Here is a 17,927-nt window from a genome sequence, read left to right as displayed (position 1 = left end):
TCGGACGGGCCGGGCATGCCAGACTGTGAACCGATTCGTACACGAACGAAAGCCTGAAGACGATGGTTGATCCACTGACAGAGATCTGGCCTCCGTACGGAGTCACGATCACGTGTGGGCCCGTCACCTTGGTCCCTGTGCGCGACGACCATTTCCCCGAACTCGCTGCGCTGGTCCGAGCCGGCATTCACCCTGCCGAACAGATGCCGTTTCTCGTCCCCTGGACGGTGGGCACTCCCACCGAAGTGTCGCGAAGATTCATCCAATACCACTGGTCGGTCCGCGGAGCGATGACCACGACCGACTGGAAATTCGAAACAGCCATTGTCGTCGACGGAGAAATTGTCGGCTGCCAGGCGTTCGCCGCGACGGACTTTCCCAAAAGTCGTACCGGTGAAACCGGCTCGTGGATCGGGCGCGGGTTCCAAGGCCGGGGCATCGGCACTCTTGCCCGACAGGCAATCTGCGCATTCGCATTCGACTCTTTGGGCGCACGCAGCGTCGTGTCGTCGGCGTTCACGGACAACCCCGCCTCGATCACGGTGTCGACCAAAGTCGGGTACCGCGCCGACGGCACAGTCGAGGAGTTGGCTGCCGACGGCCGAATGACCGTGCGTCGACTCTTCACCCTCAGGCGCGAAGATTTTGTCGCACCGCCGTACCCCGTCGAAGTGACCGGCGCAGACGCGCTCAGGGCGATGCTGGGCATCGACTGAGCGAGCTACTCGTGCACCGTGACAGCCGGTAGAACAGACACATGGAACCCTCCGACATGATGGCCGCAGTCACCTCGTCCATGCGCGACCGTACCGGACGCACGCTCGAAGAATGGGTAGAGGCTGTGCGGACGTCGGGGGTCGACCCGCTCGATCAGAACGAAGTCCGCAAGTGGCTGAAAGCAGAGCACGGTGTACCGCAGAACTCGCAGTGGGCAATTGCATTCGAGACTGCAAAACAGTCCGGATGGGCGGAGCCGACCGTCGAGCAATACATCGACCAGCAGTACAGCGGCCCGAAGGTAGCACTGCGACCCATCTTCGATGCAGCCCGACGTCTGATCGAAGAGCTCGGAACCGATGTTCGAGTCGAAGGCCGCGGAACATACACGCCCTTTGTTCGCGCTCGCCAATTTGCTGCCATCGCAGCGGCCACCAAAGCCCGAGTCGACCTCGGACTACGTTTTGTCGAGGCCCCCGGTTCCGAACTTCTGGTGCCGGCCAAAGCTCCCGGGCAGTCGACTCACAAGATCGGGCTCACCAGCACCGAGGACGTGAACGACGAAGTCGGATCGCTGATAGCCATCGCGTATCTACAGAACGGCCGGTAGGACACTAACTCGCCGCCACGGAACCACTCACCGGCACGCTGCACGAAAGTCCCTGTTCTCCTTGTCGGAGAACAGGGACTTTCTTCACCGCGGGGGAAGGTCGCTGCGACGTGTCAGCTCAGGCCGAAGATCGCGCCGATGATGGTCCGAGCAGCCTCGAAGAGCGCATCAACGGACGGGACACCGATTTCAGAGCTGATGGAAAAAAGGGAACCCAACATACGATCCTCCGGAGATAGTTTCTGAATGGCTTACTGCCACAAGGAAAATGCTACGGGTTCTACTTGTGGAACGGAAGCATGGGGACCCCGGGTGTGACAACTCCGGACCAAAGTCCCGGCACCGCAGATCTACTGCACCCCAGCATGATTGCTCTCCCCCGCTTCGGATTCGACGCCTCCAGGATTGTCGACGAGGACTTTCGCAACACTCGCCAAAGCCTCCATGCTCGACATTTCCGCGTGAGAGCAGTCGACCAGGTACGCCCGCAGCGACCCCACCAGTTGGGACCATTTTTCGACCAGGTGACGATGTTCAGGCAGATCATGCTGCGCCACAAACAATTCCACTGAGCCGAAATAGCGCCGCGGCGTGTGGTCCCGAACGATTCGCGACAGTTTTTCAACCCGCCCCACTACGGATTCGAGAACCGTATCGGAAAGGAAATCCATACCGGTCTGCCTTCGGATCTCTGCCGCAACGTCTACGAAAGTCAATGCTGCAGTTTCAGTTTCAACCTCAGCTAGTCCGATCTGCGCAAACAGTTCGGAAGGTTTCGGAGCCGCTTGTACCGATGGCATCATCTCCGGCAACAGCGCGTCGAGCATGACAACCGAACCGACCAGATCGCCCGTCTCTTCGAGCTGGCTCGCCATCTCGAGCGCGATCGTTCCACCGGCAGACCAACCCAGTAGATGGTATTCACCCGACGGCTGCACATTCCGTACGGCATCGACGTACCCCGACGCCAACTCCGCCACCGTGCCGGGTAGCTCACCTGCACCCGTTGCCTGGATGCCGTACACCCGTCGACCTTCGAGCTGACCGACGAGTCCGACGTAGCACCAGGCAATTCCGCTGACCGGATGCACACAGAACAACGGCGGCCTTACGTCATCAGGATTGCCGCCCAACATGACGATCGTGTCCAGCGGATCCGAATGGAACGAATCACCCTCCACGACGTCGGCATGAACGAGATCCATCCGAGAGGCAAGCTCCGCCACAGTTCGATCGGTGAAAATCCATTGAACCGGGAAATCCCTGTTCAGGGTCTCACGCAAGCGCGAAGCCACTCGAACTGCACCCATGGATGTCCCGCCGAGCTCGAAGAAGTCGTCGTAGCGGCCCACCGATTTCGCGCCGGTCACGCCCTCGAATGCCTGTGCCACTTGACGTTCGGTATCCGAGACGGGTCGATCCACACTCGACCCTACCTGCGGCGAAGGAGCAGGAAGTGCCGCTACGTCTATCTTCCCCGAAGCGAGCAGCGGGACCACTCCCACCACCGTCACCGACGAAGGCAGCAGGTGCTTCGGCAGCAGGCCGGAGACAAACCCGCGAAGCTCCGATTCCGTCACCGAACCGTTTTCCGCCAGCGTTACGTACGACCGGAGTTCAGCGGATCCGTGCCCGTCGTCAGAGACGACGGTAACCGAGAAGGTCACTGCTCCATGGCTTGACAGAGCCACGTCGACCTCCGCCGGTTCCACGCGGACACCCCGCACCTTCACCTGTGCGTCGTTGCGCCCCAGGTACTCGAGCGCTCGGTCGTGACGCCTACGACGCACGAGGTCACCCGTGCGATACATCCGAGTCCCCACCGCATAAGGATTGGCAACAAAACGCTCGGAAGTCAGACCCGGAGAGGCGACGTACCCCCGTGCCACATTCTCGCCGGCGAGGAATAGCTCTCCCGCAACGCCATCCGGAACCGGTCGGAGCCTCTGATCGAGAACAAACGGCGTCGTGCCAGGTACCGGGGTGCCGACGGTGACGTCCCCGTCAGTGATCCGCGCGGAAATCGATGCCGCGATCGTTGATTCGGTCGGTCCGTATCCGTTGACGATGCGATGTCGGGGTGACCACGCCGACGCCAGGCGGGCAGAGAGCGGCTCCCCCATCGATTCGACGATCAACGGTTGCACTGCATCCGGATCGACTGTGGCCAGGACCGTTGGCGTCACGATCAGATGTGTGACGTCGGCAGCGATCAGCAGATTCGTGAGTTCCTCTCCCCCGTAGACGAAGTCAGGAGCCAGAATCAACGTTCCACACCCTGCCGCCGCCAGAAGAATCTCGATCACCGACGCGTCGAAGGTCGACGACGCCAATTGCAGGACTCGGGGGCCACGATCGAGCTCGGCGATCTCGGCGTGCGCGGTGTAGACGTTCATGATGCCGCGGTGTGAAACCTCGACACCCTTGGGTCTTCCCGTGGAACCCGACGTGTAGATGACGTAGGCGAGGTTGTCGGGATGAGCCGGCGTTGCCGATACCTCGACAGCCCCACCAGCAGTGCAGGATTCATCCATCGCCACCCACTCGACGGAGTCAGGCAAACTCTCGGATGCACCTCGCGCTGTCAAACCGACAACCGAACCGCACTCCTCGACCATCGTCTGCCGGCGCGCTGTCGGCAGCGCTGGATCGAGCGACAGCCACGCTGCGCCTGCCCGCGCTACCGCCCACAGCGCAACGATCCACAGATGCCCGCGACCGAGCGCAACGGCCACCACGTCATCGGGTCCGATTCCTCGGACCACCAACTCGCGAGTCCAGTGCGACGACTCCTCGTGCAGGTCGCGATAGGTCCAGCGCCTGCCGTTCTCTTCCAGCGCGATGCCGTCGGGTGCCTGCCGCAGCGCGCGTTCGAAAATGTCCGCAATCGTCAGCGGTTCGACGTGTCGAGGATTCGCAGCCGTCAGCGCCGAGCGTTCGAGACCGGACAGCAATTCGATCTCCCCGACCACGATCTCGGGTTCACCTGTCACTGCTTCGGCGATACGTGTCACCCGCTGCATGAACAGTTCCGCCGTCGACGCGCGGAATCTGTCTGTGGCATACAGCAATCGAATCGTCAGACTGTCACCGGTGTCGACCAGGTCCCACGTCAAGTCGTAACCGGTCGACGACCCTGCCTTGTCGATGTCGAAGACGGTGATGCCGTCGATCTGCGGCACGTCGAGCGCTCGCCGATATGCCAGCATGACCGTGAACAGGGGATGCTCGTTCATCCTGCGCGGCGGATCGACCTTCGCAACTACATCGTCGAACGAGACGTCCGCGTTCGCCATTGCTTCCAGATCGACACGGCGAACCTCGTCCAGGACAGCAGCGAAGCGGTCGGAGGAGTTGATCCTCGTGCGCAATGCGACAGTACCCACCATCATGCCGGCCACGCTCAGCAGCGCCGGATCGTTCCGCAGACTCACAGCTGCTCCCACCACGACGTCGTCCGTGACGCACTCGCGAGCGAGCAGCACGGCAATCACGCTGTGGACAACCATGAACACCGTGACGCCATGCGAACGAGCCAACGCCGACAACGCGTCATAGGTGGCACCATCGAGGACTTCCGTCACCATCTCGTCGGATCGTGAAGACACCGGACTCCGGGGGTTGTCGACGGGTAGAGCCAACACATCCTCGACGCCACCAAGTGCGTTCGACCAGTAGTCGAGTTGCCGATGCGCCACGCTCAGAAGATCCTCCGGATCGCCCAAGCTCTCTCTCGCCCAGAGACTGTAGTCGCCGTAGCTGATCCCGCCGGCGGAGCGATCCCATTCCCTTCCGAGCACCCTCGCCTCGAAGGCTGCCGCGAAATCGGCAAGGATCGGGCCCATCGACGCACCGTCGATTGCGATGTGGTGAACAACCAGTACCAGGACAGTCAATCCTGCAGAATCGGCTCCTGCATTTTCGCTGAACACACGCACACGGAACGGAACATCTCGTTCGAGATCGAACGGCACAGTCGCGAAGGCCGAAGCGCTCGCACGGATATCGTCGACGCACTCAGCGGTGAGATCGACTGCAACAGAGTCTATTTCAACCTGTTGTGGACCGAGTTCACCCGGAACAAACACAGTTCGCAACACGGCATGGTGATCGACGACGTCACCGAGGGCGCTGCTCAAAACCGAACGATCGATGTCGTCTGCCAGGACCGCTGCAAACGTCAGGTTGTACGCAGTCGATTCCGGCTGAAGCTGATTGATCAGCCAAAGTCGTTGTTGCGAGGGCGCCAGCGGGGCCGGCATGCCGGGATCACGTCGAGTCAGTTCGCGGCGTTTGCCATCGGACGCGCTCGCCGACAGCCACTGAGACATCGCTCGCGGCGACGGATTGTCGAAGACGGCGCGAACAGGCACATCCCGCGCGAAGATCGAGGCGAGTCGACCTGCCACCGCTGCCGCGGCCAACGAATCACCACCTGATTCGAACAGGTTGTGCAGAGCGCCGAAACTTCCGGACACGTGTTCCGACATCACAGCGGTGACGAGTTCCTCCGAAACCGTCACTGCTGCATCGGGCGCCTGGCTCTCGAACACATGGCGCCGCAACGCATCTGCGTCCAGTTTTCCGTTCGTCGTCAGCGGGATCGACTCCAACACGACCACGCGGCCGGGCATCAGATACGCAGGCAACATCGCGGCCAACTCGATTGTCAGCTGATCCGCCTCCACACCATCGCCAACCGCGCACGCAACGGCGATCTCGTCGACGAGGACAACCGCCGCAGCCTCGACGCCCGTGCACCGCCGCAGAGCTGATTCGATTTCGGCGGGCTCGACGCGGATTCCTCGCACGCTCATCTGACGGTCGGAGCGTCCGACGAATCCGAGCGTGTCATCGGTGCGGCGGTGAACCAGATCACCGGTCCGATAACGGCGGCGTCCACCTGGTGCTGCGACGAACGAGCTGGCGGTGCCGGCGGGATCTCCGGCATAGCCCATCGCAAGCCCGGGCCCGCTGACGTACAACTCACCGATCCCGGCCCACGGCACCGGACGCAGTCGCGTATCCAGTACCTCTGCACCGATTCCGGCGAGCGGAACTCCGATGGTGACCCGATGATCCACCTCGGCGACGGTCGTGACCACCGTGCATTCCGTCGGTCCGTATGCGTTGAGCATTCGCGCGCGGCGACTCCATGCACGCGCGGTAGAAGGTGAGAGCACATCGCCACCGACTGCCACCACCTCCAATGAGTCGAACCGCTCCGGAGCCATGGTGTCGAGTACGGCCGGAGTGGACAACATGTGAGTGACGCCGCGTTCTGCGACGAATTCTTCGAGTGCCCTTCCGCCGAAAGCCTCCCGAGGAGCGACCGCCAAGGTAGCCCCGGCGCCGATCGCCAACATCATCTCGAGAATCGCCGCATCGAACGTCGGTTTGTAACCGTGCAGCACAACCGAGTCCGAAGTCACGCCGTACTTCCGGATTGCGTCGTCGGTAAGAAGGCCCAGCCCTCGGTGGGTGACTGCAACGCCTTTCGGTTCACCAGTCGACCCGGACGTGTGAACGACGTACGCGACTGAATCCGGATACTGCCGACCGGGAACGGGGCTGCGGTCGGAGAGCACTGTGCGCAGTTGCTTCAGCCGTGCCGGCGGCAGGTCGGGGTCGATCGGCACGAATGCCGCGCCCGTTTTCGAGATCGCCAACATTCGGACCAGGTACGCGATAGTCCGTACCGCCGGAATCTCGTACACGGCACCCGGTCCTGCGCCCCGAGCCACCAGTTCCCAGGCTTGGGCATCCGAGGCAGAGTCGAGTTCGGCATACGTCACCGTGCGCTGCCCGTCGTCGAGAGCAATGTTGTCAGGGAATCGCGCCGCTGTGGCGGCGAAAATCTGGGTCAGCGTCCGGGACGAATCGACCTCGACAGCAGTCCAACTGGGCGCCGCGCCCACCGCGAGATCCGAAACGAGTACTGGCACATCCTCGGCCATCGAGGTGAGCACTCTCGACAGTTGTCGAGCAACCGCGTCGGCGCTCGAAGGATCGAACGCGCTCGCGGCATAGATGAGCGCTCCGGTCAATGATCCGTCGACAGCGGGTGCGAGCGAGACGTGCATGGGGAACTTCGTTGTCGCGGTCTCGATTTCGCGAGCCTCAATCGTGAGACCGGCCACCTCCACGGCAGGGATCGCGAAGTTCTGCAGACCCAGCGCAATCTGGGGAGTTCGTCCGCCGAGCAGCTCACCAACCAATTCGGCAGGAACAGAGCTATTTTCGAATGCTGCCACATCAGCATGGAAAGCTGCACCCAACAGAAGGTCGATCGGCACGTCCCCGTCGATCCGAAGGCGAAGAGGCACCGTATCCACGAACATGCCGACCACGCCGTCGAGCTCAGGCGTACGCCGTCCGTCGACAGCTGTGGCGATCACGACATCGGGATTTCCACTCAGCTTGGCAAGCACCACGGACAACGCCGCATGAACCACCGCAAACAGCGAGACCTTCAATCGATCGGCTCGCGCCTGCAGTGACAAGTTGATGACGGCTGGAATCACGAAGTTCACTCGCTGCGCTACGGAATCCGGCCCGCCATCAGAATGATCCACCGTCAGCGGCGACACAGATGTCACACCGTCGAGCGTTCGGCGCCAGAACTCCTCGACGACAGGGGAAACGTCACGTGCTGTCTCCCACGCGGCAAAATCCCCGTACTGGATCGGCAGCGGAGACCATTGCGGATCCAGTCCAGCTCGTCGCTTGCCGTAAGCGGTCAGCAGGTCGCCGACCACCGTTCGCATCGACACCCCGTCGACTGCTATGTGATGAAAGCTCACTGCCAGAACGTGCCTGACCGGTGACACCTGGAGCAGCATCCAGCGCACCGGCAGGTCTGCCGCTACATCGAAACCGCGCGAGCCGAACTCTCGCAGCAGCACCTCGACCTCGATGTCGGCGACCAGTCGCGTTTCCATTGTCAGGGAGGTCGGAGGATCCACGACCTGAACCGGTGGAGTGCCCGGATATCGGGTTCTGAGGACGTCATGACGGCCGACAAGATCCGTCGCTGCGTGACGCAGCGCGGGCACGTCGAGTTCACCGTCGATCTCGATGCAGATCGGCAGGTTGTACGCACCGCTCGACGTGTTCCGCTGGTTCAGTACCCACATCGCACGCTGGTTCCGTGACAGAGGTGCGGGCGTGGGGTCGCGCCGCGGTTCCAGTCGGACAACATCGGTCGCCGGGCCACTCTGCTCGAGCGAATCGATCCGGGCCGCCAACGCCGCAACTGTTGGATGCTCGAATACGGTCCGGAGCGGAACAACCAGCCCAAGGGAACTACTCAAGAGCGAGGTAACCTCTGCGGCCGACAGCGAGTTGCCGCCGAGCGAGAAGAAGTCTGCGTCGCGGTCGTCCTCATTCCCGCCGAGCACCGAAGTAAAAGCTTCGGCAACAAGGCGTTCTGTGGCGGTGGCCGGCCCCTGTGCACGGGAAGCATCCAGTGTCGGCGCCGGGAGACGGGCGAAGTCGACCTTGCCGTTCCGCATCGGAAGCGCGCCCTCGATTTCGACGATGACATGCGGAACCATGTACGTCGGAAGGACTTCTGCGACAGCGGCGCGAAGTTGACCCGTGTCAACTCTTTCGGCATCCGAGCTTCGCACGTAGGCGACCAACAGAGGACTTCCACCCTGGGCCGACCGAACCCCGGCGACGCAGAAATCGACGTTCGCGACAGACTGAATGACTGCCTCGATCTCACCCGGTTCGATCCGGACACCGTTGACCTTCACCTGCACGTCGGTTCGCCCGAGATAATGCAGGCGATACATATTGCCTTCAGATTTGGGGCTTTCCGGCTTCCACATCACCAGATCGCCGGTCCGGTACATCCGGGCTCCTGAACTGGTTGCCACGAATCGTTCCGCGGTTCGGGCCGGTTGGCCGGCGTAACCGCGCGCGAGCATTCGACCGGAGAGATACAGTTCGCCGGCGACTCCCGGCGGCACCGGTTCGAGTCGATCATCGAGCACGACGGCGTCGACCCCGGCCAGTGGATACCCGACGGATCCGTCGTGAGTGTCAGCTGACAGATGTTCGATCGACAGTGGTTCGGTAGCAAGCGAATACATCGCGGACTCGGCAGGTCCGTATCCGTTGATCACTCTGCGTCCGGCTTGCCAGCGCTTCGCCAACGCACCGCCGAGTCGCTCGCCCCCGAACATCACCGTTGCAAGGTCCGGCAGCGACGGATCGCCGATCGAGGCGACGACAGTAGGTGTGGCGCACAGATGAGTAATTCGCTCGCGCCTCAGTGCTGATGCAAGTCCCGAGCCGAACAGTTGGTCGTCCTTCGCCAGAACGAGCGTCGCCCCGGACGCACTCGCGATGAGCACCTCGAGCAACGTCATGTCGAACCCTGGCGCTCCGCGATGGAATACGCGCGAACCCGGACCAGCCGAGAATCGACGGGGCAGGTCTTCGGCGATCACGCCGAGCCCGCCGTTGGTCACCACCACGGCCTTCGGAGTTCCAGTCGTTCCTGACGTGAAAACTACGTAGGCCGCAAGGTTCTCGGAATGACGTCGGGCCCAGTCTGCGTCCTGCTCACCACCGGCGTCGAGGCCGCAGACCGCGCCGTCGCCCAGCGCTTCGAGGACATCGCGTACTCGCGCCTGCGGCTGTTCCGGGTCCACCAATGCCGGAGCTGCACCGACCTTCGCGATCGCCCACAATCGCACGATCGACGCTATGGTCCGATCGGCAGTCCAGGCAACGACGTGGTCCACTCCGACTCCCCCGGAACGCAACTCGTCGGCTGCGACGTCCGACTGTGCATCGAGGTCTCGGTAAGTGAGTGTGTTGCCCTCAGCTTCGACCGCCACGGCGTCCGGAGCGAATTCGACGCCGTATCGCAGCATCGAGGCAAGCGTCGTGCCGGAACACCGAGATGCATCGGGCCGGTCGACCGCGCCGTGTGCGGGGACGAGAAGAGCTCGCTCCGCACTCGTCAACAGGTCGATTCGCCCTACCGTGACATTGGGGTCGACAGACACTTGATTCAGGAGGTGCTCGAACCGACCCGCAAAGCTCGATACCGTCAGATCATCGAATAGATCAGCGTTGTACACGAATTCGAGACCGAGACCGCCCCCGATCCCCTCGTCTGTCACATTGAGCTGCAGATCGAAATTTGCTTGCCTGACATCGGGCGAGATCTGAGTGACGGACAACCCCGGTATGGACCACGCGGCGGAATGAGTTGTCTGGAACGAGAGCGCCACCTGGAACAACGGATGTCGCGAACGCGATCGCGGTGGGTCGATCAGGTCAACCAGCGATTCGAAGGGCATCTCTGCGTGCGCGAACGCCGCTACGTCTCGCTGACGAACCTGCTCGACCAACCGGCCGAACGACTTCGACGGATCGACTTCGGTCCGAAGAACAATCGTTCCGGCAAACATGCCGACCAGCTCGTCGAGTTCAGGTGTGACGCGTCCGGACACAACAGTGCCGACAGCTACGTCATTGCTGTCGTTGTACCTCGCCAGCAGCGCCGCGAGTGCAGCGTGGACAACCATGAACATGGTTCCGTTGTTCGATCGTGCGAGTGCTTGAAGGCCCGTCCGTACCGAACCCGAGATCTCTGCCCGGCAGCTCGTCGCGCGGGCGGACGTCGAACGCGGACGGTCCAGGGGTAGCGTCACCTGCTCGGGAAGGCCTTCGAGAGCCTGCTTCCAGTAGCTGGATACCGTCTCGGGAATCCCCGATTCCCGTTGCCATGCGCTGTAATCGGAGTATTCGAGCGCGAGCGGCGACCACGTCGGAGCTTGCTGCGCCGAGCGAGCGATGTACGCCGCCGTGAAGTCACGTACCAACAATTCGAGCGATCGAGCATCGGCGGCAATGTGATGGATAACAACAGCCAGGATGTACTCGTCAGGCGAAAGCTGGAGAAGTGCCGCACGTACGGGCGGATCCACGGTGACATCGAAGCCCGGACCCACCAGTTCTGCAACACGATTCTCGCCGTCGTCGCCGTCGAGTGCCTCGAGCTGAAACAGCGGAAGCGAATCCTCGGCGTCGAGCACCGTCTGAACCGGACGCTCGCCGACAACCGGATATACGGTCCGCAAAGTGCGATGACGGTCGATCAGGTCGCGAATTGCCAGTTCGGCTGCAGCTACGTCCAATTCACCCGTCAGGCGCAACACTATCGGAATGTTGTAGCCGGAGGACTCTGTATCCAACTGATTCAGAATCCACATTCGGTGTTGGGGAGCCGAAAGCTGCACCTCCGCAGCGCCTGGGCGAGGTACCAAAGACAGACGAGGTACCAAAGACAACGGAGACGCTTGCCCCGCGCCGATTCGGGCGGCAGCGATGCCGGCGAGCTGATCGACGAATGGGTGCTCGAACACATCGCGGACGTCGAGGTTGCAGCCCAAAGCGGAGTTCAGGCGCGACGAGAGACGGGTGGCGATCAAGGAATTGGCCCCTTGATCGAAGAGATTCCGGACCGGATCTATATGCGGAACTTCCATCAAATCGCTCAGAATGGCTGCAACCGTCTGAGCGAAGAAGTCTCGCGACTGCCGAGACGGCTGCACTTGCGACGTCGGGTCCGGCAGTGATGCTCGGTCGATCTTGCCGTTGATCGTGACCGGCAATGACGCAAGCGGCATCAAAGCCGACGGGACCATATGTGCGGGCAACAACGAACGAGCAGTCCGCAACACACCGTCGAGGTCGTGTCCGTTCTCAGGGGTGATGTAACCGACCAAAGTCGGCCCACTGTCGAGTTCTCTCACCACCACCGTGGCCTGCTCCACCGACGTGTGAGCCAACAGCGCGGATTCGACCTCGCCCGGTTCGACGCGGTAACCGCGCAGGGCCATCTGACCGTCGGCGCGGCGAACATATTCGAGTCGACCGGCTCGCCGACGGACCAGATCGCCACTGCGGTACATCCGCGATCCTTCGAATCCGGGTTCAGACACAAATCGGGAAGACGTCATCCCTGGTTGACCCAAGTAGCCTTCGGCCACCTGCGGACCGGCAACGTACAGTTCGCCGACAGATCCCGGCGGGACGGGCTTCAACGACGCGTCGAGCACGTAGCTGCGAAACCCTGGTAGTGGGGACCCGATCGGCGAGACAGTCTCGTTACCGGAGATGAGATCGAAATTGGTTACATGGACCGTGGTTTCGGTGATTCCGAACATATTGACACCCCGCACGTCCGGGTGCCGATCGAACCAACCCTGCACGCGCCCGACGTCGAGGCGATCGCCGCCGAAAACAATCGTCCGGAGCGGAAGCAGCATTTCCGGCGCAACTTCCGCCAACGCATAGAAGGCGGCCGGGGTCTGATTCAGAACGGTGACTTTCTCCCGCACAATCAGATCCGCGAATCTTTCGGGAGAGCGCGCGACGTCACCGTCTACGATCACCAGGGATCCGCCAGTGGTCAACGCACCCCACATCTCCCAGACCGAGAAGTCGAATGCGTGCGAATGAAACATCGACCACACGTCTTCGTCGCCGAAGTCGAAGATCTCGCGAGTCGAGGCCAGCAGAGCCAACACGTTGTCGTGAGTCACCACCACACCTTTGGGCGCTCCGGTCGATCCGGACGTGTAGATCACGTAGGCGGCGGCCTCCGACTGCGGAACAGGCCAACCGCCCGTCGCGTCAGCCGTCTCGTTCACGAGGATGACAGCTTGCTCGTACCCAACGAACCGCCCAGCTGATTCGTCCGTCGACACAATCGCTTTCGGGCCTGCATCGGCAAGTACGTAGTGGATGCGAGCGTCGGGATACTGCAAGTCGATCGGGACGTACGCAGCGCCCGCGCGAACGACGGCGATGATGGCTACGACGAGGTCGACCGATCGAGGCAGGGCTACCGCCACGCGATCCCCGACTCCAATTCCTCGATCGATCAAGACGGCGGCAAGGCCCTCCGAACGAACTCGCACCTCTTCATAGGTGACGCGAGTATCGCCACTCGACACCGCGATTGCATTCGGATGCCGGGCTGCGACGGCCCCGAAGAGGTCGGGCAGCGACTGCGCGACAATCGAAGGCCCCGGCACCCAAGCCAGCAATTCTTCGCGCTCCGTAACGCTGAGAACATCGATGTCGCGCAGCATGATTGACGAGTTCTCGGTAATCGATTCACATACTCGACGCAGTCGCTCGACCCAGCTCTGCACGGTGCCCGCATCGAACAGATCGGCGGCATATCGGAAAGTGCCGCGAATACCGCTTGCGTCGCCGTCAATCGTACGATCTTCGCGCACAGTCACTTCGAGGTCGAAGCGAGGGTGCGCGGGAGGTAGCGGAGTGCCGTGGGCCGTCAAAGTTCCCACCGCGATCTCGGAATCCGGTGCTACCGGATCGACCGCGAGAACCACTCTGAGGAAGGAATTCTTGTCGCCAGCGGACCCACCGACCGCGCGGTCGACCACCCAGTCGAACGGGACGTCGGCATTGGACAAAGCTGCCACGTCGGCCTCGCGTACCCGACTCAAGAACTCACCGAAGGTGTCTCCGCCGCGAAGGAGCGTTCGCAGCGCCACGGTCCCGACGAACATACCGACGGCGCCGTCGAACGAAGGGTGTGTTCGGCCGGACGTCGGGGTTCCGATGACCACGTCGGACGCACCGGTGATCTTGCTCAGCGCAATCGCAAGGCAGGCGTGCAACACCATGAAGGTTGTGCAGTGATGCGCTCGAGCGATCTCATTGAGCGCCGCGTGGACGAACGAGGGCAATTCGAAAGTCACGTCCCGAGCCGACGACGGTTGGTCCGGCCGGCGGGATCTGTCCACGGGAAGCGCAAGAGTCGGATCAACGCCGGCGAGTGCGTCGGACCAGAATTCCAGCTGGCGACCTGCCAAGCTCTGTGGATCCGCAGGATCACCGAGAATGGTTCTGTGCCAAGCGGAATAGTCGCGGTAGTCGAGCGCGGGCAAAGGCCAGATCGGCGACCGTCCGTCGGCGCGAGCGTCGTACGCGGAGATCAGGTCAGAAACGATCGTGGCGAACGAAAGGCCGTCCAAGGCTATGTGATGCGCAACCACGGTCAAGCGGTGGTCGGCATCGCTGCCGGAGGTGAGGATCAAACGAAGCGGCGCATCGGTCTCCAGGTCGAAACCTGCCGCAACCAAATCCGCTGACGCAGCCTCGTAATCCTCGGACGGAACCTCGATCAGAGTCACCGGAATCGCGGTCGCAACCTGGATCGGCCACGTGTCGTGATTCTGTTCGAACGAGAACACGGTACGCAAGACGAGATGGCGATCGGTCAGGTCGGCTACCGCCGCCCTCATCACCTCTGTATCCAGTGCACCACTGAACGCGACCTCGAACGCGATGTTGTACGCCGACGACTGGGGATCGCGACGGTTGAGTAGCCATAGACGTTGTTGCGCCGGAGCGATTTCGACGGTGACCTCGTCCGAAATGCGCTCGGGCTCCACCACCCATTCCGCCCGGTCCTCACGAATCTTCTGGGCCAGACGCGCCGGAGTCGGGGCGCCGAACACGTCCCTGACACCAACTCGTCTACCGAGTGCAGAACTCACGCGCGCTGCAACATACACGGCGTCGAGGGAACTACCGCCCCAGGCGAACAAGTCGGAGTGCGGTCCGAGAACTCCGACGCCCAGGACCTCGGCCATCACCGAGGCAATCAATTCCTCGTCGTACTCGATCGGACGGTGCACGGTCGAGTGCTGCTCGGCGACCGCGGACCATGTCGGTTCAGGAAGCGCTGAACGGTCCGTCTTTCCATGGCTCGTGACGGGCAACGCTGCCAGAATCGTCACCGAACCCGGAAGCATGGAACGTGGAAGTAGTGAAGCCAGATGTTCGCGGACCGCCTTCTGACTCAATAGATGAGCAGTGCCGTCCTCACCTTCGGCCGCAGTCACGTACGCCGCAAGCGACCCGGATCGCTCGACCACCGCTGCTTGCGCAACACCGGGAGTCGACAGGAGCACAGCCTCGATCTCGCCCAGTTCGACGCGTACTCCACGGATCTTGACTTGTTGATCAGAGCGGCCCAAGAACTCGAGCTGACCGGCATCGTTCCATCGCACGACGTCGCCGGTGCGGTACATGCGCTCGCCGGCACCAGTGGCACCAAAGGGCGCCGCTACGAAACGCTCCGAGGTCAGCGTCGGGGAAAGGTACCCGCGCGCCAGTCCTGGTCCCATCACGTACAGCTCACCCACGGCGCCGACCGGAGTCGGACGCAACCACGAATCCAACACCACAGCGGCAACGCCGTCGATCGGACGCCCGATCGGAGTATCACCGCCAGGCTCGAGTGGCTCGCTCATGAATGCCGCGACGGTCGCTTCACTGGGTCCGTACGAATTCACGATGTCGACATGACTCGACCACACATCCACGAGCGCCACCGGCGGTCGCTCGCCGCCGACGTTCAACACTCGAAGATCCGGCAGTTTCCGAGGATCCATCGTCAGCGGAACCGATGGTGTCGAGATCAGGTGCGTGACACCCTCGAGCCGCAGATAGTCTTCGAGGTCCACTCCGCCGATCAATCCGGGAGGAACGATCACGGCGGTCGCGCCGCAGCCGTGAGCAAGCAGAATCTCGAGGATCGCCACGTCGAACGAGGTAGCTGCCAGGAGCGCGACGCGGGAGGAACTATCGATGTTCAGTCGCCTGGCGTGAGAACGCAGCAACGGCACAATGCCTCGGTGCGTGACCGCGACGCCCTTCGGTCGTCCGGTCGACCCCGACGTGTAGACCACGTAGGCGGTGTCGTCCAGGGACACGTCGCCTGAAGACGAACCGGTCCCCGCGCCTCGATCGATCGGCCCATCGACGGTCTCGTCTTCCCTGGGGTCGACGACGCAGACCCAAGCCGGCACGTTCACGAGTTCGCCACCGACCACAACGGACACGTCGGCGTCGTCGAGGATGAAAGCGACACGCTCGGAGGGTGTTTGAGGATCCACGAAAAGAAGGACAGCACCAGCCCGCACTACTGCATGAAATGCAACTACGGAATCGGTCGAGCGCTCGGTGAGGATCCCGACGACGTCACCTCGTCCGACGCCGTTCTCCACGAGCAAGGCGCACAGTGCATCCGCGCGAGCGCCGAGCTGGTCGTAAGTGATGTCCACACCTTGCTCGCGGATCGCGACGGCACTCCCCTGCCCTGCGCCGCCTCTGACGACCGAATCGAGCGTCGCGAATCCGTCCGTCCGCGGACCTAACGCGGGGACCAGATCCTTCGCTTCGTCCGTCGAGAGGATGCGGAGGTCACCGAGCGCACGGGTAGCCGAGTCGAGGAATCCCTCGAGAAACCGAACGAACTGACGATGATGCATCGCCAGGTCACGTTCGCTGTAGAGGCGTGGATTGGCTTCGAAGGACAGGCGAACGTTCTCCCCCGCGATCGACGGATAAATGCTGAAGAACAGATCTTCGGTGGGTCCGGATGTGAGGACGTGAAATTCGCCGACGACGTCGCCGAGCCGAATGGCTTCGTGAAACATCATGACGTTCACGGCCGGGCCCGCCGCCTCACGGGATCTGCCCTGACCCTCCTGGAAGCCCATGTCCTCGTAGCGGAATCGCTGGTGGCGTAGTGCACCGGTCATCTGAACCGAGATCTGACGCACCAGTTCCTGTGGCGACAGATCCCGTTCGAGTTGCGCACGAACAGGCACGATGTTGGACAGCATCCCACCTGAACGTTTCGACGTCGCCGTGGTGCGGCCGGACACCGGCAAGCTGAGGACTACGTCATCGGAATCAGTCATGCGGCCGAGATAGGACGCGAATGCACCGACGAGGACCGCCACCTCGGACGTAGTCCACTCGGTCGCTACATTCGAAAGCTGTTTTGCAAGAGTTGGATTCAGTGTCCGCACCATCATGTGCTGCGGCATGGACGTCAGGCCGGCGCCGTCGGTGAGGCGAACCGGGCGGGGCAGGCCTTCGGACATCTCCGTCCAGTACTGCTTGTCCGATCGATACCGCGACGAGGATCGGTAGTCGACGTCGAGGTCATGCAGTGCACGTACCCCGACACCACCGAATGGAGTCAGCGTCTTGCCATGAACCAGATGCGAATAGCGCTCGGCCACCCGCGCGGTGAGTGTCATCGCCGCGTGTCCGTCGAGCACAAGATGATGGGCGTGCGAGTACCAGAAATAGTGATCGTCTGCCAGATGAAGCAAAGTCGCCGAGATCAGGCGGTCAGACATCACGTCAAGTGGCCGTGAGTATTCCGCTGTCATCCACTCGTTCGCGCGCTGAACCGGGTCGTCGTCGCTGCGTAAGTCGAGGTATGCGAGATCGTCGACGATCGAGTGATCGACAATCTGCGCCGGCTCGGCATCAGTGGCGACGAGGCGAACGAACGGCGACTCCAATTCATGACATGCCGTGTTCGTTGCCGCGATCAGAGCGTCGACGTCAACCGGTCCTCGTAGCTCCACGTACTGAGCCACCACGAACGGAGTTGACGGACTCAGTTGCTGCGCAAACCACAGCGCGAGCTGAGCCCGAGACAACGGAAAAGCACTCAACCCGTCACCTCACATTTCACCAGCCTTGTTTTTCACGAACATTCGATGGCTGATCA

General features: G+C 62.1%; 3 protein-coding genes. 2 read left to right on the top strand and 1 reads right to left on the bottom strand.

Going from position 1 to position 17,927, the window contains the following annotated elements:
* Positions 1-62 precede the first annotated feature (62 nt).
* A complete protein-coding gene (locus tag B0E55_RS26530; protein ID WP_080910818.1) occupies positions 63-716 on the top strand; it encodes a GNAT family N-acetyltransferase in 654 nt (217 codons plus the stop codon).
* 41 nt (positions 717-757) lie between these two features.
* The gene (locus tag B0E55_RS26525; protein WP_080910817.1) at positions 758-1,327 is read left to right on the top strand and encodes a DUF5655 domain-containing protein; all 570 of its coding nucleotides are present in this window, start codon (positions 758-760) and stop codon (positions 1,325-1,327) included.
* 350 nt (positions 1,328-1,677) lie between these two features.
* Here B0E55_RS26525 and B0E55_RS26520 read toward each other — a convergent pair whose 3' ends face one another.
* A complete protein-coding gene (locus B0E55_RS26520; RefSeq protein ID WP_080910816.1) occupies positions 1,678-17,871 on the bottom strand; it encodes a non-ribosomal peptide synthetase in 16,194 nt (5,397 codons plus the stop codon).
* Positions 17,872-17,927: the final 56 nt, after the last annotated feature.

Source organism: Rhodococcus sp. 66b (genome assembly GCF_002076325.1).
Lineage (GTDB): Bacteria > Actinomycetota > Actinomycetes > Mycobacteriales > Mycobacteriaceae > Rhodococcus_F > Rhodococcus_F erythropolis.
This window is presented reverse-complemented; position numbering and strand designations above follow the sequence as displayed.

What these genes read in the sequence shown, in the direction of transcription:
- B0E55_RS26530 (WP_080910818.1), top strand. Translation starts at nt 63, where the DNA reads ATGGTTGATCCACTGACAGAGATCTGGCCTCCGTACGGAGTCACGATC.
- B0E55_RS26525 (WP_080910817.1), top strand. Translation starts at nt 758, where the DNA reads ATGGAACCCTCCGACATGATGGCCGCAGTCACCTCGTCCATGCGCGAC.